Source organism: Streptacidiphilus neutrinimicus, assembly GCF_000787815.1.
Taxonomy (GTDB): domain Bacteria; phylum Actinomycetota; class Actinomycetes; order Streptomycetales; family Streptomycetaceae; genus Streptacidiphilus; species Streptacidiphilus neutrinimicus.
Genome location: NZ_BBPO01000012.1, coordinates 7,668 through 28,038 on the forward strand (window position 1 = coordinate 7,668; position 20,371 = coordinate 28,038).

A 20,371-nucleotide genomic window follows, 5' to 3' on the forward strand; every position below is an offset into this window, starting at 1 on the left:
CGCGAGGGTCGCGCGGGCACGCTGCAGCGCGCTGTTGACGGCGGGGACGGTCGTGTCCAACTGCGCGGCGACCTCGACGGCGCTGAACTCCAGCACCTCGCGCAGCACCAGCACGGCGCGCTGCCGCGCCGGCAGCAGCTGGACGGCCGCGACCCAGGCGAGCCGCAGGTCGGCCCGCGCCTCCGCGTCGAAACGGCCGTCAGGGAACGGCTCCAGCCAGGGGATGTCGATCCTGGGGGCGAGCGGCGCTCCCAGGTCGTCACTCGGCGCACCGAGGCCGGAGGGAAGCGGCCGCCGGGCACGGGCCTCCAGGGCGCTCAGGCAGACGTTGGTCGCGATCCGGTAGAGCCAGGTCCGCACCGAGGCCCGTTCGGGGTCGTACCGCTCCCGGGCCTTCCAGGCCCGCAGCATCGTCTCCTGGGTCAGGTCCTCGGCCTCGTGGACGGAGCCGAGCATCCGGTAGCAGTAGGCCACCAGCTCGTTCCGGTACGGCTCCGTGTCCACCCGTCCCTCCACTGCTCCATCATCCCGTAGCCGACCTGCGCTGTCCGGCGGATCGCGAGCCCGCCCCCGCGCCGGAGCCACCCGCGCCGGAGCCCGCTCCGCACGCCGCCCGAAGGAGCGCCGCTCAGCTGCGGATTCCTGCGGGGCGTCAGTTCGGGTAACTCGGAATGCCTAGCTGAACAGGCGGTTCCGGTTCCGCATTTCTAGCGTGGACAGAGACGGCCGCCGAGGACCCGCATCCATCCGCTCCCACCGCGGAGGCCGCCGCTCCCTCCCGTCCTCAGCGTGCCCCGGCGCGCCCGGCTGGAAGTAGGTCCGCGTGGGTGTACCAGCGTCGCCGGAGTCCGTCTCGGAGAACACCGCCGAGGAGCCCGCGCAGTCGGCGGGCGGACCGATGCCGCCGAAGAAGCAGCGCTTCCGCCGGCCCCGCCGAATACTCCTGCTGCGCGGGGTGCACGCCGTGCTCACCCTGCCGACGGCCTTCTTCGCCTGGCTGTGCCGGTCCATCGGCTCCGCCCTGGCTGCCCCAGGCGACGAGGGCGTCGTCGCGCGCAGGGCGGAGTGGGCCCGCGACCACCGCCTCGGTCCGGTGGTGACCTCCCTGGAGGACCGGCAGAACGAGGCTCATCCGCCGAGGATCGGCGGCAGGCCCGGCATGGCGCCGGCCCCGGACGGCGGCCCGGCGCACCACACCACCTCGAACCGGCCCGCGCTGAAGCCGATCACACCGGCGCAGCCGATCACACCGGCGCGGCTGGTCTCCCCGGCCGGCGCGCCGCTGCCGGGTGAGGGCGCCTGGCAGACCCTCGTCGACGGCACCCCGGCCCTGTTCGGCGCCTTGGTGCGACCGGACAACGCACACACCTCCTACCTGGCGGCGGTGGTCTCCATGGACGAGCGCCTGGTGCGCTTCCCGCTCCATCCCGGACAGTCCGACTACCGGCCGCAGCCGAACCCGGCGGACCCGACGCCGGTCGAACTGCTGCCGGAGCAGGAGCGCCCGGCCGTCCGGTACGACGAGGACACCAGTCGCGACCGCACCGCGGTGTGCGCCCGATGAGCGCGCCGCAGCCGATCCGACCGGCGCCGCAGTCGCCGGTGCCGCCGCTCCCGCTGGACGTCGACGCGGTCCGCCGGGGCGCCTGGGTCCGCGTGCCGTCCGCCCTGCTGCGGACCTCACGGCCGCGGCAGTGGGTCAAGAACCTGCTGGTCTTCGCCGCGCCGCTGACGGGTTCGGAGCTCACGGCCCGCCAGTTCGAGGCGCGCGGCGGGAGCGCGCTGGGCGGCGCGGCGCTGGCCTTCGTGGTCTTCACGCTGGCCTCCTGCGCGGTCTACTTCGTCAACGACACCGTCGACGCCGAGCGCGACCGGCAGCACCCGCGCAAGTGCCGACGCCCCATCGCCTCCGGCGAGCTGAGCGAAAGCACGGCGGTGACCGTCGCCGGGATCTGCCTGGCCGCGGCGCTGACCCTCAGTCTGGCCGCGCCCGGCTACGGTCTGACCGTCGCGGTCACGGCGTACCTGGTCACCTCGTTCCTGTACAGCCTGGGGCTGAAGCACCTCGCCGTGCTGGAACTGACGCTGGTGGCGTCCGGCTTCGTGCTGCGCGCGCTGGGCGGCGCGGCCTCCTCGCAGGTGCCGCCGTCCGGATGGTTCGTGCTGGTCTGCAGCCTGGGCGCGCTGCTGGTGGCCACCGCCAAGCGGCACACGGAGCTGGCGGGCCTGGGCGCCCCCGCCGCGGCGCACCGCCCCTCGCTGCGGCACTACACGGCCTCCGGCCTGCGGGTCGCCCAGCGGGTCATCGCCCTGGCGATGGTCGCGGCCTACCTGGCCTGGGCGCTGGTGGAGCGGGACGGACGCGAACGCGTCTGGCACGTGGCCACGGTGGTTCCGCTGATCGGGGCGCTGGTCCGCTTCGACCGGCTGACCTCGCGCGGGACCACGAGCCACATCGAGGACCTGCTGATCCGGGACACCCCGATGATCCTGCTGGAACTGTGGTGGCTGGTGCTGTTCGCCGTCGGCTTCGCGGCTCCCGCGCTCTGACCGGTTCCTGGCGCGCGGTCAGCGTCCGCCGGGGGTCGCCGCGGGATCGGGGCCGGCGGCTGCCTCCGCCTCGCTGTAGAGGTCCGGTTCGAGGTAGATGACGCGGACCGTGGGCTCCGCCGCCCGGACGCGGGCCTCAGCTGCGTTGATGGCGGTGGCGATGCGCCGGGCGTCCGCGGCCGCGGGGACCGCGATCTTGGCGGCGACGAGCAACTCCTCGGGGCCGAGGTGCAGGGTACGCATGTGGATCACCCGGTCCACGTCCCGCCCGTCCAGCAGCGCGGCGCGTACCCGCGCCACCACCTCGGGGCCCGCGCCCTCGCCCAGCAGCAGCGACTTGGTCTCGACCGCCAGCACCAGCGCGATGCAGACCAGCAGCGCGCCGATGCAGACCGTGCCGACGCCGTCCCAGACGCCGTTCCCCGTCAGCACGGCGAGGCCGACGCCGAAGAGCGCGAGGCAGAGACCGATCAGCGCGCCGAAGTCCTCCATGAGGACGACCGGGAGCTCGGGGGCCTTCGCCGTGCGGATGAAGCGCCGCCAGGACTGACGGCCCTTCAGCGACCGGGCCTCCCCGATCGCCGTGCGGAAGGAGAAACCTTCGGCGACGACGGCGAAGAGAAGCACGCCCACCGGCCAGTACCAGGCGTCGACCGGGTGCGGGTGACGGATCTTCTCGTAGCCCTCGTAGAGGGCGAACACGCCGCCGATGGTGAAGAGGACGACGGAGACGAGGAATCCGTAGACGTAGCGCTCGGCGCCGTAGCCGAACGGGTGCTCCTCGTCGGCCGCGCGCCGGGAGCGGCGTCCGCCGAAGAGGAGCAGCAGCTGGTTGCCGGAGTCGGCGAGCGAGTGCACGCCCTCCGCGAGCATCGACGAGGAGCCGCTGAAGGCGAACGCGACGAACTTGGACACCGCGATCGCGACGTTGGCGCCGAGAGCCGCGAGAACGGCCCTCGTACCTCCGGAGGCGCTCATGGACGAAGGACTCCCGTCATGCTCCGAGCTGCATTCTTACCGCTCTTACTTACCTGGGCGGGCAACACCGTAGAGCATGCCGCCGGGCGGCGGCGAGGGCGGCCCGGCCACGACGGCGGCCACGACGGCAGTGCGGCGACGGGTCACGGCACCACGGTGACCGGCCAGCGGCCCGACTTGACCAGGCGCACGCCGACCGAGCCGACGAGCCGGTGCCCGGCCTTCTCGGACGCGCCGATCACCACGCCGTCCGCCTTGAGCTGGTCGGCGAGGTCGACGATGCCCTGGTATGGGTCGCCGGCCTGGCTGTAGAACTCCCAGCGGACCCGCTGCTCCTCGGGCATCCGCTCGGCGGCCTCGCGGATCTCCGCGAGGAGCTTGTCCGCGACCTCCTGCTCCGCCTGCATGACGGCGGCGCCGACGTCGGCGCCGCCCATCGCGCTCAGCGGCTGCACGTAGACCAGTGCCAGCTTGGCCCCCTGTCGCCGGGCCAGGCCCGCCGCGTACGCGGCGGCCCGCATCGACGAGTCGGAACCGTCGATCCCCGCCACGATCACCGACGGCCCGTCTGTGCCGAGCTCGAACATGTCACCCTCCACCCCTGGCGGTCTGTCTGTCCGGTTCGACCCTACGCCGAAGATCGTCCGGACGCCGCGACCGGGGCGGAAAGGGCGCGCGGTCACCCCGTCAGTCCTCGGCGGCGATCTGCTCGTGGTGGCGGATCACCTCGGCGATGATGAAGTTGAGGAACTTCTCCGCGAAGGCCGGATCCAGGCGCGCGGCCGAAGCGAGCTCGCGCAGCCGCTCGATCTGCTCGCGCTCCCGCGCCGGATCGGCCGGCGGCAGCCGGTACTCAGCCTTCAGCCGGCCGACCTCCTGTGTGCACTTGAAGCGCTCCGCCAACATGTGCACGATCGCGGCGTCGATGTTGTCGATGCTGCCGCGCAGGCGCTCCAGTTCGGCCTTCGCGCGCGGGTCGACCTCGGCGTGGCTCTCGGACATGCACTCCCCTGTGGGCCGGTCTGGATGGGCAGCCAGGATACCGATTCGGCATTTCTCCTGGGTTCCTGTAATGTCTTCCACGTCAGCAGGCGCCGCTAGCTCAGTTGGTTAGAGCAGCTGACTCTTAATCAGCGGGTCCGGGGTTCGAGTCCCTGGCGGCGCACAGACGGTTGGAGGGCTCCTCCGCTTCGGCGGGGGAGCCCTCCGGCGTTTCCAACCGACCTCCATGGAACGGCAGGGAAGACGTTGTGATGGCCACTCCGCCCGACTCCCCGCTGCTCCCCGACGTCGTCGCCCGGCTGCGCGCCGCGGGGTGCGTCTTCGCCGAGGAGGAGGCGCAACTGCTGCTCGCCGCGGCGGCCGAGGCGTCCGCGTCGCAGACGTCCGACCCGGGCGACCCCGCCGGGGCGACGTCCGCGCTCGACGCGCTGGTGCGGCGCCGGGCGGAGGGCGAGCCGCTGGAGTACGTCCTCGGCTGGGCACGCTTCTGCGGTCTGCGCGTCGAGGTGGACCCCGGCGTCTTCGTCCCGCGCCCGCGGACGGAGTTCCTCGTCGAGTGCGCGGCGGAGGCCGGACGCGAAGCCTCCGTGATCGTGGACCTGTGCTGCGGGACCGGCGCCCTCGGCGCGGCCCTCACCGAGCGCCTGGGCGCCGCCGGGAGCCGGGCCGTGGAACTGCACGCCGCCGACATCGACCCGGCGGCCGTGCGCTGCGCCGCCCGCAACATCGCGCGCTTCGGCGGGCGGACGTACCAGGGCGACCTGTTCGACGCCCTCCCGGAGGCGCTGCGCGGCCGGATCGACATCCTCCTCGCCAACACGCCCTACGTGCCGACGGACGACATCCCCTTCCTCCCGTCCGAGGCCCGCGACCACGAGGCCCGCGTCGCCCTGGACGGCGGCGCGGACGGCCTGGCCGTGATGCGCCGCGTGGCAGCAGAGGCGCACCGATGGCTCGCCCCGGGCGGCGTGGTGCTGGTGGAGACCAGCGAGCAGCAGCGGGACGCCGCGCTCGCGGAGTTCGCCGCAGGCGGGCTCGATGCGACGACGGAGTCGTCGGAGGAGTTCTGGGCAACCGTCGTCCTGGGCCGGCGAAGCCGCTGAGCCTCGGCAACCGAGCGCGGCAAGGCCGACCGGGCGCGCGGCGGCCGGCCACGACGACGGGCCGGTGGTCCGGGGGCGCGGCGCACTCGGGGGGCGGGCCCGCCGAGTGCAGCCCCGGCGAAGCCGCGAACCCTCAGACCGAGGCCCTGAACACCCGAAGCGGCGGACCAGGGCTCCGACGGCCCGGCGAGCGCGGTGCGCTCGATGCCGTCGGTGCACCGGCTGCCAGGGCGACCCGGCGAACGGGCCCGCCCAACGGCCGAAGGCCCGGCAACCACCCGAACCTGACCGGCCGCCGGTGGGCTGGTGGGCTCGGGCGGCTGCCGGGCCGGCGCTTCCGGGAAGACGAGAGAGGCGGGGCTCCGCGGAGCCCCGCCCCCGACCGTGTGGCGCCCTCAGCGCGCAGCGGTCACCGGCTCCGGCCTGGACGCGGCGATCGTGCGGGTCTCCACCGCCGGGACGAGGAGGCCGCGGAAGCCGAGCAGGGCGATGAAGCCCAACGCCGAGCCCGCCGCCGGGACGAGGAAGCCGGCCGACGCGCCGTGGGCGTCGATGAGGCGTCCCGCGACCGTGGAGCCCAGGGCGAGGCCGAGGCCGATCGCGCCGGTGAGCCAGGTGAACGCCTCCGTCTTCGCGCCAGCGTCGACCAGGGTCTCGACGAGCGTGTACGCGGAGATGAGCGTGGGGGCGATCGCGAGGCCGCAGCAGAACGCCGCCACCGCGAGCGTGAGCAGGTTCGGCATCGCCCACAGCGAGGACGTGCCGACGACCAGCGCCCCGTACGCGGCGAGCAGCCGGGCCCGTGGGGAGCGCTTCCAGCTGACCGCGCCGAACGCCGTGCCGGCAAGCACGCTGCCCGCGGCGAAGAGGCCGTAGACCACGCCGCTCAGGCCCGCCTTGCCGGCCGCCTCGCTGGCGGCGGTGATGGAGACCTGGAGCGCGCCGAAGACCGAGCCGACGCCGAGCAGCGCCACGACCAGCAGCCGGACGCCGGGACGCGACAGGGCGGAGGCGGAGCCGCTGCCCCCGGCCGTGCGGATCGGCGGCGCGGTGCGCCGCTGCGCGGCGAAGGCGAGGCCACCGAGGACGGTGAGCCCGGCCTCCGCGGTGAGGCCCGCCGCGGGAGCGACGGTGGTGCAGAGCGTCGTGGCGAGGACCGGTCCGAGGACGAAGGTCAGCTCGTCCGTGACGGACTCGAAGGCGAAGGCGGAGGAGACCGCCTCGGAGCGGCCGTCCAGGGCGTGCAGCCAACGGGCGCGGACCATGGCGCCGATCTGCGGCAGCGACGCGCCGGCGAGGCCCGCGGCCAGGAACAGCGTCCAGACCGGCGCGCCCGACAGAGCCAGCACGATCAGGCCGACGACGGAGCCGCCGTGCAGTGCGAGACACGGAAGCAGCACGGGGGCCTGGCCGCGGCGGTCGGCGAGGCGGCCGGTGAGCGGCGCGCCGACGACCTGGGTGATCGAGGCGACGGCGGCCACCGCGCCGGCGGTGGTGTAGGAGTGGGTGGTGTCCAGCACGAGCAGGACCGTGCCGAGCCCGAGCATCGCGTAGGGCATGCGCGCGACGAAGGCCGGCAGCAGGAAGGTCCAGGCGCCGGGGGTGCGCAGCAGCGCACCGTAACCGAACGGACGGGCCATGTGGGGAGGTCTCTCCGCTGCCTGGTGACGCGCGGGAGCATAAGGGTGGTGTCCCGGGCGCCGAGGGTCGTCCTCTGTGCGTCGACCGGGGTAGATACCGCGCGCCTCGCCGGGGAGTGACGATGGCCGCGGCCGCCGAGCGGTCTAGCCGACTCTGCTTCAGGCAGATGTAGCTGGTCTCGGTAGATCTGCCGCCCAGTGTAGCCGATCGCGCGTGACGCGCGTAGACCCCTCTTCGTCCGGACGCCTCGTGACCGGACGGACGCATGCGGTTGCGGGGTGTTCACCCCGCGGGAATCGTGGCTTTCGTTGCCACCCACCATCACCTGAGCACCCCCGGAGGGCCCGATGCCCGACGTCACCTCGTACCCCGACGGCGCGCCCTGCTGGGCGGATCTGAACGCCCCCGACCTGGAGAGCGCCCGCCGCTTCTACGGCGCCGCCCTGGGCTGGGAGTTCCAGGACAAGGGCCCCGAGTACGGGCACTACACGATGTGCCTGTGGAAGGGGAAGCCGGTCGCCGCGCTGATGCCGCCCCCTTCCAGCGCCGACGGTCTGGCCCCCGCGTGGAACGTCTACCTGCGCACGAGCGACGTCGACGCCACGGTCGCCGCCGTCGAGGCGGGCGGCGGCAAGATCGCGATGGGGCCCCACGACGTGCCGGCGGCCGGACGGCTGGCCTTCGCCTTCGACCCGCAGGGGGCCTCGTTCGGGCTGTGGCAGCCGGCGGGCCACGAGGGCGCCGCTTTGTACGGGGAGCCGGGCGCGATGTGCTGGAACGAGGTCTACACGACGGCCGGTGGCGCCGCCGACGCGTTCTACGCGGGGCTCTTCGACTACAAGCAGGTCCAGATCGGCGACGGCACCAACTTCGACTACACCGCCTGGACCCCGCGCGGTGCCGACCGGCAGGTCTGCGGCCGGCTCCGTGCCACCGACCCGGCCCACGAGCTGGCCGCGGGCGGCGGGCAGCCGTTCTGGTCGGTCTACTTCGCCGTGGCGAAGGTGGACGAGACCGCCGAGCAGATCGCCGCGCTCGGCGGATCCGTCCTGCACGGCCCCTTCGACTCGCCCTACGGACGGCTGTGCGTGGTCCGCGACCCGTCGGGCGCGCACTTCTCCGTCATGACACTCGCCCCGCGGTGAGCGGGCCCGCGCCCGTCCGCTCCTAGGATGGGTGACGGCCTGTCACCAGCACCGAACGGAGGCCCCCGGTGGCCACGACCCGCACCGCGCACACGACCTGGGAAGGCAACCTGCAGGAGGGCCAGGGCGTCGTCGCCATGAAGTCCTCCGGCATCGGGGAGTTCCCGGTCTCCTGGCCCTCGCGCGCCGAGCAGGCGAACGGGAAGACCAGCCCGGAGGAGCTGATCGCCGCGGCGCACAGCTCCTGCTTCTCCATGGCGCTCTCCTTCGGCCTGAGCAACGCCGGCACTCCGCCCACCAAGCTGGAGACCACCGCCGACGTGACCTTCCAGCCGGGCACCGGCATCACCGGCATCCACCTGACCGTGGTGGGCACCGTGCCCGGCCTGGACGAGGCGGGCTTCGCCAAGGCGGCCGCGGACGCCAAGGCCAACTGCCCGGTCAGCCAGGCCCTGAGCGGCACGACCATCACCCTGACCGCGTCGCTCGGCTGAACCGGCCCGCAACCGAACTCCTGACCGGACAGCTCCTGGACGGGGCCGGCACCCCAAGGCCTACACCCGAAGCGCTCCGCCTGAACAGGAAAGCTCCGGTCGCTCACCGGAATGGGCGAACGAGGGCGCGCAGATACAGCGAATGTCCCGCTCGCGGGGGTGAATCGGCCCCGGAATGCTGGATTGATTCCGGGGCCGCTGCCTACGATCGCCACCGTGCGTAGTGGCCCGTCCGGTCCCCCCGGCTCTCCCGAGGACTTCGGCGCCCTCGGCGCCCTCGGCGCTGTGGACGCCCTCGGGGAGCGGATGACGCTCGGAGACCTGGAGGGCCTCGACCGGCTGAAGGAGTTCCGGCCGGCCGGCGCAAACGCCTCCGGTGCGGTCGGGCCCAACCCGTCCGGCGCGGTCGGCGAGCGCGGCGGCCCGGTGGATCGGCGCAGTCTCGAGGACGCGCTGCGGGCCAGCGAGAACCGCTTCCGGGCGGCCTTCGTCGACGCCGGCATCGGCATGGCGCTGGTCGACCGGGACGATCTGATCATCGAGGCCAATCCGGCCCTGGCCGAGATGCTCGGGCACACCGTGCCCGAGCTGATGCGGATGCACATCCACCAGCTGATGGACGTGGAGGAGCGCGCCCGGCATCTCTACCGGCAGCTCGTTCGGGGCGAGCGGGACCGGGTGCGCCTGGAGAAGCGGCTGCGGCACCGTCAGGGCCACGCGGTGTGGACCAACATCACCGTGTCCCTGATCCGCGATTCGACGGGCGAGCCGCTCTACACGCTCGCCATGGTGGAGGACGTCTCCGAGGCGCGGCGCCTGGGCGACCGGCTCCAGTACCAGTCGATGCACGATCCGCTGACCGGGCTGCCGAACCGGGCGCTCTTCTTCGAGCGGCTGGCGGACGCCTGCGCCGAGGCCGACCAGCGGATCGGGCTCTGCTACCTGGATCTGGACGGCTTCCAGGCGGTGAACGACACGCTCGGCCACCCGGTCGGGGACGAGCTGCTGGTGGCCGTGGCGCGTCGGCTGGAGCACCGGTTCTCGCCGCGCGGCCATCTGGTCGCGCGCGTGGGCGGGGACGAGTTCGCGGTGCTGGTGCCGCGCAGCGCGGGCGCGGAGGAGCTGACGGCCCTGGCGGCGGAGGTCGTCGAGGTCCTCGACGCCCCCTACGACCTGGCGGACCGGCGGGTCGCGGCGACGGCCAGCGTCGGCGTGGTGGAGCGGCCCGTCCCCGGCACCTCGCCGACGGAGCTGGTCCGGGACGCGGACGCGACACTGAGCTGGGCCAAGTCGGACGGGCGCTCGCGCTGGGCGCTCTACGATCCGGAGCGGGTCGCGACGCAGATGACGCGGCAGGTCCTGGCCACCACGATGAGGCCGGCGCTGGAGCGCGGCGAGTTCCTGCTGGAGTACCAGCCCCTGGTGGAGCTGGCGACAGGCCGGCTGCAGGGTGTCGAGGCGCTGGTGCGCTGGCGGCATCCCGAGTTCGGCCGCCTCGCGCCGGATCGTTTCATCCAGATCGCCGAGGAGACCGGCGCGATCGTCCCGCTGGGCCACTGGGTCCTCGAGGAGGCCTGCCGCCAGACGCGCGCCTGGCTCGACCGCTTCCCCGACGCGCGGCTGCTGGTCAGCGTGAACCTGGCCGCCCGTCAGTTCCGGGACTCCGACATGGTGGCGGACGTGGCCGAGGTCCTGGGCCGGACCCGACTACCCGCGCGGCTGCTGCAGCTGGAGCTGACGGAGAGCGCGGTCATGGGCCCCGCGGGTCGCCCCGTGGAGGCGCTGCACGCGCTGGACGCGATGGGCGTGCGGATCGCGATCGACGACTTCGGCACGGGCTACTCGAACCTGGCCTACCTCAGCCGCCTGCCCGTGCACGTGCTGAAGCTGGCGAAGTCGTTCGTCGAGGGCTTCCGCACGGAGCCGTACGTCGCCGAGGAGACGGCCGGGGACGCGGTGGACGAGAAGATCGTCACGGCGCTGGTGCGCCTGGCGCACGTCCTCGGTATCACGGTCACGGCGGAGGGCGTGGAGAGCGCGGGGCAGGCCGAACGGCTGCGGCTCACCGGCTGCGACGCGGCCCAGGGCTGGCACTTCGGCAAGGCCGTCCCGGCGGAGGAGATCACCCGCCTGCTCTGCGGTTGAGATGCGCGGCGGGCCGCACGAAGGGCAGGCCGGACGGCCGGACCGTGTGGACCGATGCCCCCGAACGGGTGAGGTGTGACACCTGTTCAGCTTGCATGGAGAGCACTGACGGTTCATCAGTCCATAGGCTGAAATCATGTCACAGCGTCGCCTGCTCGCGGTCCTGGCTCTCGCCATGAGCGCGCTGCTGCTCGCCTTCGCGGCCGGGGCGTGGGAGTTGGCTCCTCCGGTCGGCGCGGGGGCGGGGCGGGTCCAGAGCGGAGACGCCGTGCCCGCCGCCGGCGACGCCTCGCTGTGGGCGGACCCGACCGTGCTGCCCGCGCACGCGGTGCCCTTCGGGGCGTTCGTCGGCTCCGACTTCGCCGCCGATCGGCAGAACGAGCTCTCGGCCTGGCTGCACCGGGCGGACCTGCAGGTCGGGCACACCTACCTGCCGGGCAACACCTGGTCCGACATCGAGGGCTCGCCCTCGCTCCTGGCGCCCTGGGCCCAGTGGCGGCTCGCCCGTCCGGACCGGATCTTCGTACTGGCCGTGCCGATGCAGGAGCAGAACGAGGGCGACCTCGGCGACGACGAGGTCGCCGCGCTGCTCGAGCAGGCCGCGGCCGGCGCCAACGACACGCACTTCCTCACCCTGGCCCGCCGCCTGGTCGCGCTCGGGGTGCCGGACGCCGTGATCACGCTCGGCTGGGAGATGAACGGCATCACCTACACCAGCCGCTGCGGCCCGGACCCGGCCGCCTGGAAGGCCTACTGGCGGCGCATCGTCGCCGTGATGCGCAGCGTGCCGGGGCAGGACTTCCGCTTCGACTTCACCCCGAACCGGGGTCCCGACGCGCATCCGTGGACGGACTGCTATCCGGGCGACGACGTGACCGACGTCATCGGAACGGACAACTACGACCAGGGGCCCGGCGACACCTTCGCCGACTACGTGACGGAGCCGTACGGGCTGCTGGAGCAGGTGCGTTTTGCCGCGCAGCACCACAAGCCCGTCTCCTACGCGGAGTGGGGCATGTTCCGGCACGGCGACGATCCGCGGTTCGTGCGCGACATGATCGACTGGATCGAGACGCACGACACGCTCTACCAGACGATCACCGACTACTGCCCGCACGGCGTGCTGAACTGCGACGACAATCCCGAGTCCAGCGCGGTGTACCGGCAGATGATGTCGCATCAGCCGCCGCCGCTGCCGACGCCCTCGCCCAGCCCGTCGGGTTCCCCGTCCGCGTCCCCGTCCGCGTCCCCGTCCCCGTCGGCGTCCGCCTCGGCCTCCGCCTCGGCCTCGGCCTCGGGGGCGGCGTCGCCCTCCTCCTCGGTCGCCCCGTCGGCCTCCGTCCCCGCTTCCCCGTCCACGTCGCCCGGCGTCACCGCGAGCGCCGGGCCCGTCGCGAGCGCCCCACCCAGCGGGAGCGCGAGTGCCGGGGCGAGCGTGAGCGTGAACCCCACCACGAGCGTGGGCGGGAGGACAAGCACGAGCGTGCAGGCGGCCCCGACGCCGTCGCCGAGCCCGTCCTGCCACCGCCGGCGCTCCGCCGACCCGTGCGCGGGTCTGCGGTCCCGGCCCGCGGGCGCCGGCCACCCGGCCGCGCCCGCGCCGCTGCCGACCGTTCCACGGGTCAAGCTGCCGGGTCGTTCCTGACCTCGAGCGCGGCGACCTCCGCCTCGGTGGCCGCGCTCACCGGCACGTCCGGATGGCGGAACCAGGATCCCTGGACGGCCCACTGGATCAGCATCAGCACGAAGCCGAGCAGCAGCGAGCCGATGCCGATCACCGAGACGCCGCCTACCTTGCCCCACGGCATGGTGACGGTGGTGCTGCCGTAGTCGGGCGCGGCGTAGACGTCGAAGGCGGCGTAGCAGAAGAAGTACAGCAGCATCAGGCCGCCGAGCAGCGGCAGGATGCCCTTGAACCACAGGTCGCGGGCGCTGCGGCGGAGCACCTTGCGGAAGTACCAGACGCAGGCGAACCCGGTCAGGCCGTAGTAGAAGGCGATGCCCAGGCCGACCGAGGAGATCGAGTCGGCGAGCACGTTGGTGCTGATCCGGGTCATCAGCACGTAGAAGGCGATCGAGACCAGGCCCATCGCCACCGTCGACCAGGTCGGCGTGGCGAACCGGGGGTGCACCCGGCCGAACTGGGACGGGATGGCCTTGTGCAGGGCCATCGAGAAGCTGGTGCGTGCGGTCGGCAGGATCGTGGTCTGGGTCGAGGCCGCGGCCGAGGTCAGCACCATGAAGATGAGCACCTTGGAGAGGAACCAGCCGAAGCCGGTGGTACCGAAGATGGCCCCGCCGAGGCCGGAGAGCACGTCCCCGGAGTTGTCCGGATTGGCCAGTCCGATGCCCTTGTCGCCGACCCCGGCGAAGGCCTGGGTGGAGGTGGAGACGAGGGCGTAGATGAGCAGCAGGATCACGGTGGAGAGCACCGCCGCCCGACCGGGGGTGCGGGTCTTGTCGGCGGTCTCCTCGTTGACGGACACGGCCGTGTCCCAGCCCCAGTAGATGAAGACCGCGGACAGGATGCCGGCGGTCAGCGCGCTCGCCGTCGGCACCTGGAAGGGGTTGAACCAGGAGCCGGAGATGTGGATCGCGGTCGCCGGCGGGTGGCTGCCGTAGACCTTGACCAGCGCGGTCACCGAGAGCAGCACCAGCATGGCGACCTCGACGCAGAGCAGCACGCGCTGCAGCGCGGCGGAGATCTCGATGCCGATGTAGCAGATGAAGGTCATCAGGACGATCCAGACCACCCCGGCCACCGTCGTCCACAGGTCACTCGACGCCAGGGACGGGTGCCCGACGAGCTGGAAGCCGTAGGAGCCGGCGATCTGGGCCAGGTTGGCCATGACGATGATGTCGGCGACGATGATGCCCCAGCCGCCCATCCAGCCGGTACGCGGCCCGAACGCGCGGGCGGCCCAGGTGAAGGTCGTGCCGCAGTCCGGGTCGACCGCGTTCATCTCCTTGTACGCGTACGCGATCAGCAGCATCGGGATGAAGGCCAGGATCGTGATGATCGGGGCCTGCAGGCCGACGCCGACCACGATGAGGCCCAGGGTGGCCGCGAGGCTGTAGGCGGGAGCGGTGGAGGCCAGGCCGATCGCCACCGAGGAGAACAACCCCAGCGCGTTGCCCCTGAGCCCCTTCTCTCCGGAACCCGAGCCGGACACCTCACCCGGTGCGACGACGACGGAGGCCCCGGAGGGATGTTCCGGGCCCGAGGGGCCCTCAGCAGGCGGAACCGAAGCACTCATGTGACCCTCCATGCGGACGCGTCGCCCGGCCCGCGGCGCTGCCGAACGGGTTGACGTGGGGCGCTTTGGGTTGTTTACGGCTAATCCTCCCTCTTCAGGCGCCCAATCCGCATGGGCGACCGCATTGACTTCTTCGGCGTGGCGGCCGACTCTCGGCTGCACCCGTCACCACCCGACTGTCCCGCCGTGCCCCGCATCGCCGGCGTGACGCCCGCGCGGGACCGCACCGCCCGGCGCTTTCATCCACCCCTTCTCGCCGTGCGTCGGCGTGCGCCTGACCAGCGGTCCCCCCTACACGGCCTCCGTCCCCCGGACGAAGGTCCGGCGTGCCGGGCCGGTGAAGCGCGAGCACCTCGGCTGCGACGTCGCGCACGGCTGTGCTCCCACCCGAGCCAACCGGAGGACAGTCATGGACCAGCACGATCGCGCGCGCCTGTCGCGTCGCGCCTTCCTCGGCGCGACGGCGGCCGGTGCCGCCCTGGGAGCCGTCTCGTGGACGCCCGCATTCAGGGTCACCCCCGCGGAGGCGGCCACCGCGGCTCCCCCGAACCTCCCCGCCTCGATCCCCGTCTACCAGCAGGCCTTCCGCAACTGGTCGGGGGAGATCCAGCTGAACCCCACCTGGACCTGCGCCCCGACCAGCCCGAACGACGTGGTGACCCTCGCGAACTGGGCCAACGCCAACGGCTGGCGGCTGCGCGCCATGGGCATGGGCCACGGCTGGTCGCCGCTGCTGGAGCCGAGCGGGGCGGCGGGCGACATCCTGCTCGTCGACACGACCCAGCACCTGACCGCCGTCACGGTGAACTCCGGCTCCCCGGCCAGTGTGACCGCCCAGGCCGGGATCACCATGGTGAACCTGCTGACGACGCTGGAGAACGCGGGCTACGGCCTGACCAACACCCCCGCGCCCGGCGACCTGACCCTCGGCGGCGTCCTGGCCATCGACGGGCACGGCACCTCCGTTCCGGCGAACGGCGAGACGCCGCTCGCGGGCAAGACGTACGGCTCGGTCAGCAACCTGGTCGTCTCGCTGACGGCCGTGGTCTGGGACCCGGGCAGCGGCGCCTACGTGCTGAAGACCTTCCAGCGCAGCGACCCCGACATCGGCGCCTTCCTCGTCCACCTGGGCCGGGCCTTCGTCACCGAGGCCACCCTGCGGGTCGGCGCGAACCAGCGGCTGCGCTGCGTCTCCACGTACACCACCCAGGTCACCGACCTGTTCGCGCCGCCCGCCTCGGCCGGTTCCAGCTCGTTCGCCGCGCTGGTGCAGCAGAGCGGCCGGGTGGAGACGATCTGGTTCCCGTTCACGACCGTGCCGTGGCTGAAGGTCTGGTCGGTCTCCCCGAGCAGGTCGTGGCTGTCGAGGGAGGTGGACAGCCCGTTCAACTACAGCTTCTCGGACTCGGTCAGCAGCCAGGAGTCCCAGTACATCTCCGACATCGTGGCCGGGAACGTCTCGGTGACGCCGACCTTCGAGAACCTGGAGATGAGCATCGTCGGCTCCGGGTTGATCGTCACCGGCACCTGGGACATCTGGGGCTGGGCCAAGAACACCCAGCTGTACGTGCGCCCGACGACCCTGCAGGTGACCGCGAACGGGTACACCATCCTGTGCCGGCGCGCCGACATCCAGCGGGTCGTCAGCGAGTTCTACAGCTATCTGAGCGGACAGCTGAGCACGTACGCCGCGGCCGGACAGTACCCCATGAACGGCCCGTGGGAGGTCCGCGTCACCGGTCTCGACCACGCCGCCGACTGCGGCGTCCCGGGTGCGGTGGAACCGCTGCTGAGCGCGCTGAGACCGAGACCCGACCAGCCGCAGTGGGACACCGCGGTCTGGATGGACCTGCTGACCATCCCCGGCACCCCGCAGTCGCAGCAGTTCTACCGCCAGACCGAACAGTGGGTGCTCTCCAACTACACCGGCAGCTACGCGGCGGTGCGCGCGGAGTGGTCCAAGGGCTGGGCCTACTCGGGCACCGCCGCCTGGGCCGACCCGACGGTCCTCGGCAGCACCATCCCGGCGTCCTACCGCGCCGGGCAGCCCGGCTCGGCCAACTGGGACACAGCGGTGGCGACGCTGGACCGCTACGACCCCGGCCGGGTCTTCTCCAACTCCTTCCTGGATACCCTGCTGCCCTGACCGCGCCTGGGTCCCAGGCGCTCGTGAGTACGCGGGTGGTGCGGGTGAGCACAGCAGGGAACGCAGTACGGATCGAACGCTCCGGGCCGGTGTGGACCGTGGTCCTCTCGCGCCCGGAGCGGCGCAACGCCGTGGACGGCCCGACCGCGGCCGCGCTGTTCCGCGCGTTCGCGGAGTTCGACGCGGACGAGAGCGCGTCGGTGGCGGTCCTGTGGGGCGAGGGCGGCACGTTCTGCGCGGGTGCGGACCTCAAGGAGGCCGACGGCCCGCACGGCAACACCCTCTCGCCCGACGGCCCCGGCCCCATGGGCCCCAGCCGGATGCGCCTGGGCAAGCCCGTGATCGCGGCGGTCGCCGGCCACGCGGTGGCAGGCGGGCTGGAGTTGGCGGCCTGGTGCGACCTTCGCGTGGCGGCGGAGGACGCGGTCTTCGGGGTCTTCTGCAGGCGCTGGGGCGTCCCGCTGATCGACGGCGGAACCGTCCGTCTCCCGCGTTTGATCGGCGCGGGGCGTGCGATGGACCTGATCCTCACCGGCCGCGAGGTCCCGGCGGCGGAGGCGCTGTCGATCGGGCTGGTCAACCGGGTCGTCCCGAGCGGCACGGAACGCGAGGCGGCGGAGGAGCTCGCCCGCGAGATCGCGGGCCTGCCGCAGATCTGCATGCGCAACGACCGGCTCTCGGCGCTGGAGGCCGAGGGCCTCCCCGAGGAGCCGGCGCTGGCCAACGAGTTCCGACGCGGCATGTCGACCCTCAGCAGCGAAGGCCTCCCGGGCGCCGCCGCCTTCCGCAACCGCCACACCTGACCCGCCGCCCGGCCGGACAGACCTCCCCGGCCCGCCGCCCTCAGGGGATCTCAGGCGCGTTCAACGACAGGACGGACCCCCTGGGCCTCGGCGAGATGCTCGCGCTGGACGCCCACAGCGGCAGCCGGCTCTGGACGTCCCAGGTCCGCCTGAGCCTCCACCCCAGCCCGCTGGTGGTCGTCCGGGACGCCGTCTTCTGCACGGCCGCGAGGGCCTCGGGCGGCGACGCCATCGCCGCCTTCGACCGCACCGACGGCCACCTGCTGTGGACCTTCACCGACGGCGGCAGCCAGGACGCCAGTTGGTGGTGCGCGACGGGGGGCACCCTGCTCTACGCGCGCACGACAACCACGTCTACGCACTGCCGGCGCGCTGACCCGCGCCACGCGGCGTCCCGCGGTGTCCGCGGCGAAGGCCCTTACGGCAGCTTGAGCGCGACGAGCTGCTGCTCGAACGGCACGACCTCCGCGAAGGCGTCGGGCCGTCGGGTCCGCGCGGGCTGCCGGAGCAGGACGGCCGCCAGCTCGTCGGCCGCACGGTCGATGTGCCGGCGCAGGCCGTTCCGCTCCGCCGAGGCCCAGTCCTCCGAGGCCGCGTAGACAGCCGTGGGGACGACGGCCGCACGCAGGTAGGCGAAGAGCGGGCGCAGGGCGTGGTCCAGCGCGAGGGAGTGGCGGGCGGTGCCGCCGGTCGCGCCGAGGAGGGCGGGCTTGCCGGTGAGCGCGCCCTGCTCCAGCACGTCGAAGAAGGACTTGAACAGGCCGCTGTAGGAGGCGGAGAAGATCGGCGAGACCGCCACGAGCGCGTCGGCGCCGGTCACGGTGTCGATCGCCTGCCGCAGCGCCTCGCCGGGGAAGCCGGTCACGAGGTTGTCCGCGATGGGGTGGGCGAGCTCGCGCAGCTCGACGTGCTCGATCCGGACCTCGCGCCCCGCCTCGACCAGCCGGTCCCGGACCGCCTCGCCGAGGCGGTCCGCCAGCAGCCTGGTCGACGACGGCTGGCTCAGACCTGCCGAGACCACGGCCAAGGTGATGGCTTCCACGACGTTCTCTCCTTCTTTGTCGCTTGACGGTGTTTCAGGCCTGGACGGACCCCGCCTCGGCGGTCGCCCGGGAGGCGGCGAGCAGCGAGGCGTGGTCGGGCGCGTCCGGCACGTCGGCGGGGCGGTCCTTGGCGAACTCGCGGCGCAGCACCGGCACGACCTCCTCGCCGAGCAGGTCGATCTGCTCCAGCACCGTCTTCAGCGGCAGACCGGCGTGGTCGACCAGGAACAGCTGGCGCTGGTAGTCGCCCGCGTAGTCGCGGAAGCTCAGCGTCTTCTCGATGACCTGCTCGGGCGTGCCGACGGTGAGCGGGGTCTGCGCGGTGAACTCCTCCAGCGACGGGCCGTGCCCGTAGACCGGCGCGTTGTCGAAGTAGGGCCGGAACTCGCGCACCGCGTCCTGGGAGTTGCGGCGCATGAACACCTGGCCGCCGAGGCCGACGATCGCCTGCTCCGGCGTGCCGTGGCCGTAGTGCGCGTAGCGGGTGCGGTAGAGCTCGATCATCCGCTCGGTGTGGTCCTTGGGCCAGAAGATGTTGTTGTGGAAGAAGCCGTCGCCGTAGTACGCGGCCTGCTCGGCGATCTCCGGCGAGCGGATCGAGCCGTGCCACACGAAGGGCGGCACGTCGTCGAGCGGGCGCGGCGTCGAGGTGAAGGACTGCAGCGGCGTGCGGAACCGGCCCTCCCAGTCGACCACGTCCTCGCGCCAGAGGCGGCGCAGCAGTGCGTAGTTCTCGACGGCGAGCGAGATGCCGTCGCGGATGTCCTTGCCGAACCACGGATAGACCGGCCCGGTGTTGCCGCGGCCCAGCATCACGTCCACGCGCCCGTCGGCGAGGTGCTGCAGCATGGCGAAGTCCTCGGCGATCTTCACCGGGTCGTTCGTGGTGATCAGGGTGGTCGAGGTGGAGAGGATGATCCGCTCGGTCCTCGCCGCGATCCAGCCGAGCATGGTCGTCGGGGAGGACGGCACGAAGGGCGGGTTGTGGTGCTCGCCGGTGGCGAAGACGTCGAGACCGACCTCCTCGGCCTTCTCGGCGATGGCCACCATGGCCTTGATCCGCTCGCGCTCGCTCGGGGTGTGACCGGTGGTGGGGTCGGGGGTGACGTCACCGACCGTGAAGATCCCGAACTGCATGGTGCTCACCTCTCTGGCTCGGCTGGGTGCCTCGAAGCCTTGTTGTTGAAAATTCAATCATGCTCCACAACATCTCGCCACCCGCCGCCATTCCCGAGGATGTGACAGCGATACTGTTGAGCCCACTGAGCGGGCGGGGCGGCGGGAGGCAGGGTGTGGCGGACGAGGCGTGGTTGACGGTTGAGGAGTTGGCGGCGCGAGCCGGGATCACGGTCCGCACACTGCGCTTCTACGCCGCGAAGGGCCTGCTCCCGCCGCCCGAGCTCGGTCCGCGCCGGGTGGGCCGCTACGGCCCGGAGCACCTCGGCCGACTGGAGCTGATCGAGGAGCTGCAACGGCAGGGACTGACCCTGGCCGCGATCGAGCGCTACCTCGCCCAGCTGCCCGACGACGTCGGCTCCCTGGACCTCGCCGTGCACCGCGCTCTCGTCGCCTCCTGGCAGCCGGAGACCGCCCAGCGGATCAGCCGCGAGGAGCTGGAGCGCCGGGCCGGCCGACCGCTCACCGACGAGGATCTCCACCGTCTCGCCGCGATGGGGGCGATCCTCCCCGAGCCTTCGGCCGAGGGCGGCCACAGCCCCGAGCCGCCGCAGGGATGCGCGACGAAGGACGACTCCTTCCCCGTCGACCCGGGGCTGCTCCCCCTCGGCGTGCGGATCCTGGACGTGCCGATCCCGCTGGAGACGCTGGTCGCCGCCCGCGCCGTGGTCCGCCTCCACAGCCGCGCCACCGCGCACGACCTGCACCGCCTCTTCCGCGACACGGTCTGGCGCCCGTTCCGCGCCTCCGACCCGGACGCCGAGGGGCTGGAACGGATGAAGGAGCTGACCGCCCACATCGAGCCGCTGGCGGTCCAAGCCCTGGTCACCGCCTTCCAGCGCTCGCTCGCCGAGGAGCTGTCCGCCCCGGCGGAGTGAGCGACCGCGA

General features: G+C 72.8%; 18 protein-coding genes and 1 tRNA gene. 11 read left to right on the forward strand and 8 right to left on the reverse strand.

What is annotated here, in order from left to right; genetic code table 11:
- Window positions 1-504: RNA polymerase subunit sigma-70 (locus TR48_RS10550; RefSeq protein ID WP_042365878.1), on the reverse strand; the 504-nt coding region annotated here is incomplete at its 3' end.
- Between the two features lie 319 nt (window positions 505-823).
- Here TR48_RS10550 and TR48_RS40235 point away from each other — a divergent pair.
- Window positions 824-1,564 carry a hypothetical protein gene (locus TR48_RS40235; protein ID WP_052442553.1) on the forward strand — a complete coding sequence of 247 codons (741 nt, stop codon included), beginning with the start codon at window positions 824-826 and terminating at the stop codon, window positions 1,562-1,564.
- Window positions 1,561-2,550, forward strand: coding sequence for a decaprenyl-phosphate phosphoribosyltransferase (locus TR48_RS10560; RefSeq protein ID WP_152627899.1), 990 nt, complete (start codon window positions 1,561-1,563; stop codon window positions 2,548-2,550). Before TR48_RS40235 ends, TR48_RS10560 begins: the two co-directional genes overlap by 4 nt.
- Window positions 2,551-2,568: 18 nt before the next feature.
- On the opposite strand, the gene TR48_RS10565 is transcribed toward TR48_RS10560, so the two are convergent.
- The 3 genes from TR48_RS10565 to TR48_RS10575 all read right to left on the reverse strand — a co-directional run bounded on the left by TR48_RS10565 (window position 2,569) and on the right by TR48_RS10575 (window position 4,530).
- Window positions 2,569-3,528 (reverse strand): cation diffusion facilitator family transporter, encoded by a 960-nt coding sequence (locus TR48_RS10565; RefSeq protein WP_042365773.1) that lies wholly within the window; start codon window positions 3,526-3,528, stop codon window positions 2,569-2,571.
- A gap of 143 nt (window positions 3,529-3,671) precedes the next feature.
- The gene (locus TR48_RS10570; protein ID WP_042365775.1) at window positions 3,672-4,115 is read right to left on the reverse strand and encodes a universal stress protein; all 444 of its coding nucleotides are present in this window, start codon (window positions 4,113-4,115) and stop codon (window positions 3,672-3,674) included.
- 100 nt (window positions 4,116-4,215) lie between these two features.
- Window positions 4,216-4,530: a chorismate mutase gene (locus TR48_RS10575; protein ID WP_042365777.1), complete on the reverse strand. Its 315-nt coding sequence runs from the start codon at window positions 4,528-4,530 to the stop codon at window positions 4,216-4,218.
- An 89-nt stretch (window positions 4,531-4,619) separates the two neighbouring features.
- On the opposite strand from TR48_RS10575, the gene TR48_RS10580 reads away from it, so the two are divergent.
- Together TR48_RS10580 and TR48_RS10585 are read left to right on the forward strand one after the other, a co-directional pair.
- Window positions 4,620-4,693: transfer RNA gene (locus tag TR48_RS10580), tRNA-Lys, on the forward strand.
- 88 nt (window positions 4,694-4,781) lie between these two features.
- Window positions 4,782-5,633, forward strand: a complete 852-nt coding sequence (locus TR48_RS10585) for a putative protein N(5)-glutamine methyltransferase (protein ID WP_042365778.1) — start codon at window positions 4,782-4,784, stop codon at window positions 5,631-5,633.
- Between the two features lie 395 nt (window positions 5,634-6,028).
- Here TR48_RS10585 and TR48_RS10590 read toward each other — a convergent pair whose 3' ends face one another.
- Window positions 6,029-7,273, reverse strand: coding sequence for an MFS transporter (locus TR48_RS10590; RefSeq protein ID WP_042365779.1), 1,245 nt, complete (start codon window positions 7,271-7,273; stop codon window positions 6,029-6,031).
- Between the two features lie 348 nt (window positions 7,274-7,621).
- Here TR48_RS10590 and TR48_RS10595 point away from each other — a divergent pair, with 348 nt between their 5' ends.
- From TR48_RS10595 to TR48_RS10610, 4 genes are all read left to right on the forward strand, one after another.
- Window positions 7,622-8,419, forward strand: coding sequence for a VOC family protein (locus tag TR48_RS10595; protein ID WP_042365781.1), 798 nt, complete (start codon window positions 7,622-7,624; stop codon window positions 8,417-8,419).
- 68 nt (window positions 8,420-8,487) lie between these two features.
- A complete protein-coding gene (locus tag TR48_RS10600) occupies window positions 8,488-8,913 on the forward strand; it encodes an OsmC family protein (RefSeq protein ID WP_042365782.1) in 426 nt (141 codons plus the stop codon).
- A 216-nt stretch (window positions 8,914-9,129) separates the two neighbouring features.
- Window positions 9,130-11,058 carry a putative bifunctional diguanylate cyclase/phosphodiesterase gene (locus tag TR48_RS10605; protein WP_236652093.1) on the forward strand — a complete coding sequence of 643 codons (1,929 nt, stop codon included), beginning with the start codon at window positions 9,130-9,132 and terminating at the stop codon, window positions 11,056-11,058.
- Window positions 11,059-11,194: 136 nt separating this feature from the next.
- Complete coding sequence (locus tag TR48_RS10610) at window positions 11,195-12,703, forward strand: glycoside hydrolase family 26 protein (protein ID WP_052442555.1); 1,509 nt, start codon at window positions 11,195-11,197, stop codon at window positions 12,701-12,703.
- Here TR48_RS10610 and TR48_RS10615 read toward each other — a convergent pair.
- Window positions 12,681-14,315 (reverse strand): APC family permease, encoded by a 1,635-nt coding sequence (locus TR48_RS10615; protein ID WP_084729169.1) that lies wholly within the window; start codon window positions 14,313-14,315, stop codon window positions 12,681-12,683. The genes TR48_RS10610 and TR48_RS10615 overlap by 23 nt on opposite strands.
- 409 nt (window positions 14,316-14,724) lie before the next feature.
- On the opposite strand from TR48_RS10615, the gene TR48_RS10620 reads away from it, so the two are divergent.
- Together TR48_RS10620 and TR48_RS10625 are read left to right on the forward strand one after the other, a co-directional pair.
- Entirely contained in the window at window positions 14,725-16,461 is a 1,737-nt protein-coding gene (locus TR48_RS10620; protein ID WP_042365785.1) for a cholesterol oxidase substrate-binding domain-containing protein, read from the forward strand.
- Window positions 16,462-16,505: 44 nt separating this feature from the next.
- Window positions 16,506-17,264 carry a crotonase/enoyl-CoA hydratase family protein gene (locus TR48_RS10625; protein WP_042365881.1) on the forward strand — a complete coding sequence of 253 codons (759 nt, stop codon included), beginning with the start codon at window positions 16,506-16,508 and terminating at the stop codon, window positions 17,262-17,264.
- A 418-nt stretch (window positions 17,265-17,682) separates the two neighbouring features.
- Here the strand turns inward: TR48_RS10625 and TR48_RS10635 are convergent, their stop codons facing one another.
- Both TR48_RS10635 and TR48_RS10640 read right to left on the reverse strand, forming a co-directional pair.
- Window positions 17,683-18,306, reverse strand: coding sequence for an FMN reductase (locus tag TR48_RS10635; RefSeq protein ID WP_042365789.1), 624 nt, complete (start codon window positions 18,304-18,306; stop codon window positions 17,683-17,685).
- Between the two features lie 34 nt (window positions 18,307-18,340).
- Window positions 18,341-19,444, reverse strand: coding sequence for an LLM class flavin-dependent oxidoreductase (locus tag TR48_RS10640; RefSeq protein ID WP_042365791.1), 1,104 nt, complete (start codon window positions 19,442-19,444; stop codon window positions 18,341-18,343).
- A 155-nt stretch (window positions 19,445-19,599) separates the two neighbouring features.
- On the opposite strand from TR48_RS10640, the gene TR48_RS10645 reads away from it, so the two are divergent.
- Window positions 19,600-20,361 (forward strand): MerR family transcriptional regulator, encoded by a 762-nt coding sequence (locus TR48_RS10645; protein WP_042365792.1) that lies wholly within the window; start codon window positions 19,600-19,602, stop codon window positions 20,359-20,361.
- Window positions 20,362-20,371: the final 10 nt, after the last annotated feature.

Excerpts from the sequence above, each read along its gene's own strand:
- TR48_RS10560 (WP_152627899.1), top strand. The coding sequence starts at position 1,561 with ATGAGCGCGCCGCAGCCGATCCGACCGGCGCCGCAGTCGCCGGTGCCG.
- TR48_RS10565 (WP_042365773.1), bottom strand. The coding sequence starts at position 3,528 with ATGAGCGCCTCCGGAGGTACGAGGGCCGTTCTCGCGGCTCTCGGCGCC.
- TR48_RS10570 (WP_042365775.1), bottom strand. The coding sequence starts at position 4,115 with ATGTTCGAGCTCGGCACAGACGGGCCGTCGGTGATCGTGGCGGGGATC.
- TR48_RS10575 (WP_042365777.1), bottom strand. The coding sequence starts at position 4,530 with ATGTCCGAGAGCCACGCCGAGGTCGACCCGCGCGCGAAGGCCGAACTG.
- TR48_RS10585 (WP_042365778.1), top strand. The coding sequence starts at position 4,782 with ATGGCCACTCCGCCCGACTCCCCGCTGCTCCCCGACGTCGTCGCCCGG.
- TR48_RS10590 (WP_042365779.1), bottom strand. The coding sequence starts at position 7,273 with ATGGCCCGTCCGTTCGGTTACGGTGCGCTGCTGCGCACCCCCGGCGCC.
- TR48_RS10595 (WP_042365781.1), top strand. The coding sequence starts at position 7,622 with ATGCCCGACGTCACCTCGTACCCCGACGGCGCGCCCTGCTGGGCGGAT.
- TR48_RS10610 (WP_052442555.1), top strand. The coding sequence starts at position 11,195 with ATGTCACAGCGTCGCCTGCTCGCGGTCCTGGCTCTCGCCATGAGCGCG.
- TR48_RS10615 (WP_084729169.1), bottom strand. The coding sequence starts at position 14,315 with ATGAGTGCTTCGGTTCCGCCTGCTGAGGGCCCCTCGGGCCCGGAACAT.
- TR48_RS10620 (WP_042365785.1), top strand. The coding sequence starts at position 14,725 with ATGGACCAGCACGATCGCGCGCGCCTGTCGCGTCGCGCCTTCCTCGGC.
- TR48_RS10640 (WP_042365791.1), bottom strand. The coding sequence starts at position 19,444 with ATGCAGTTCGGGATCTTCACGGTCGGTGACGTCACCCCCGACCCCACC.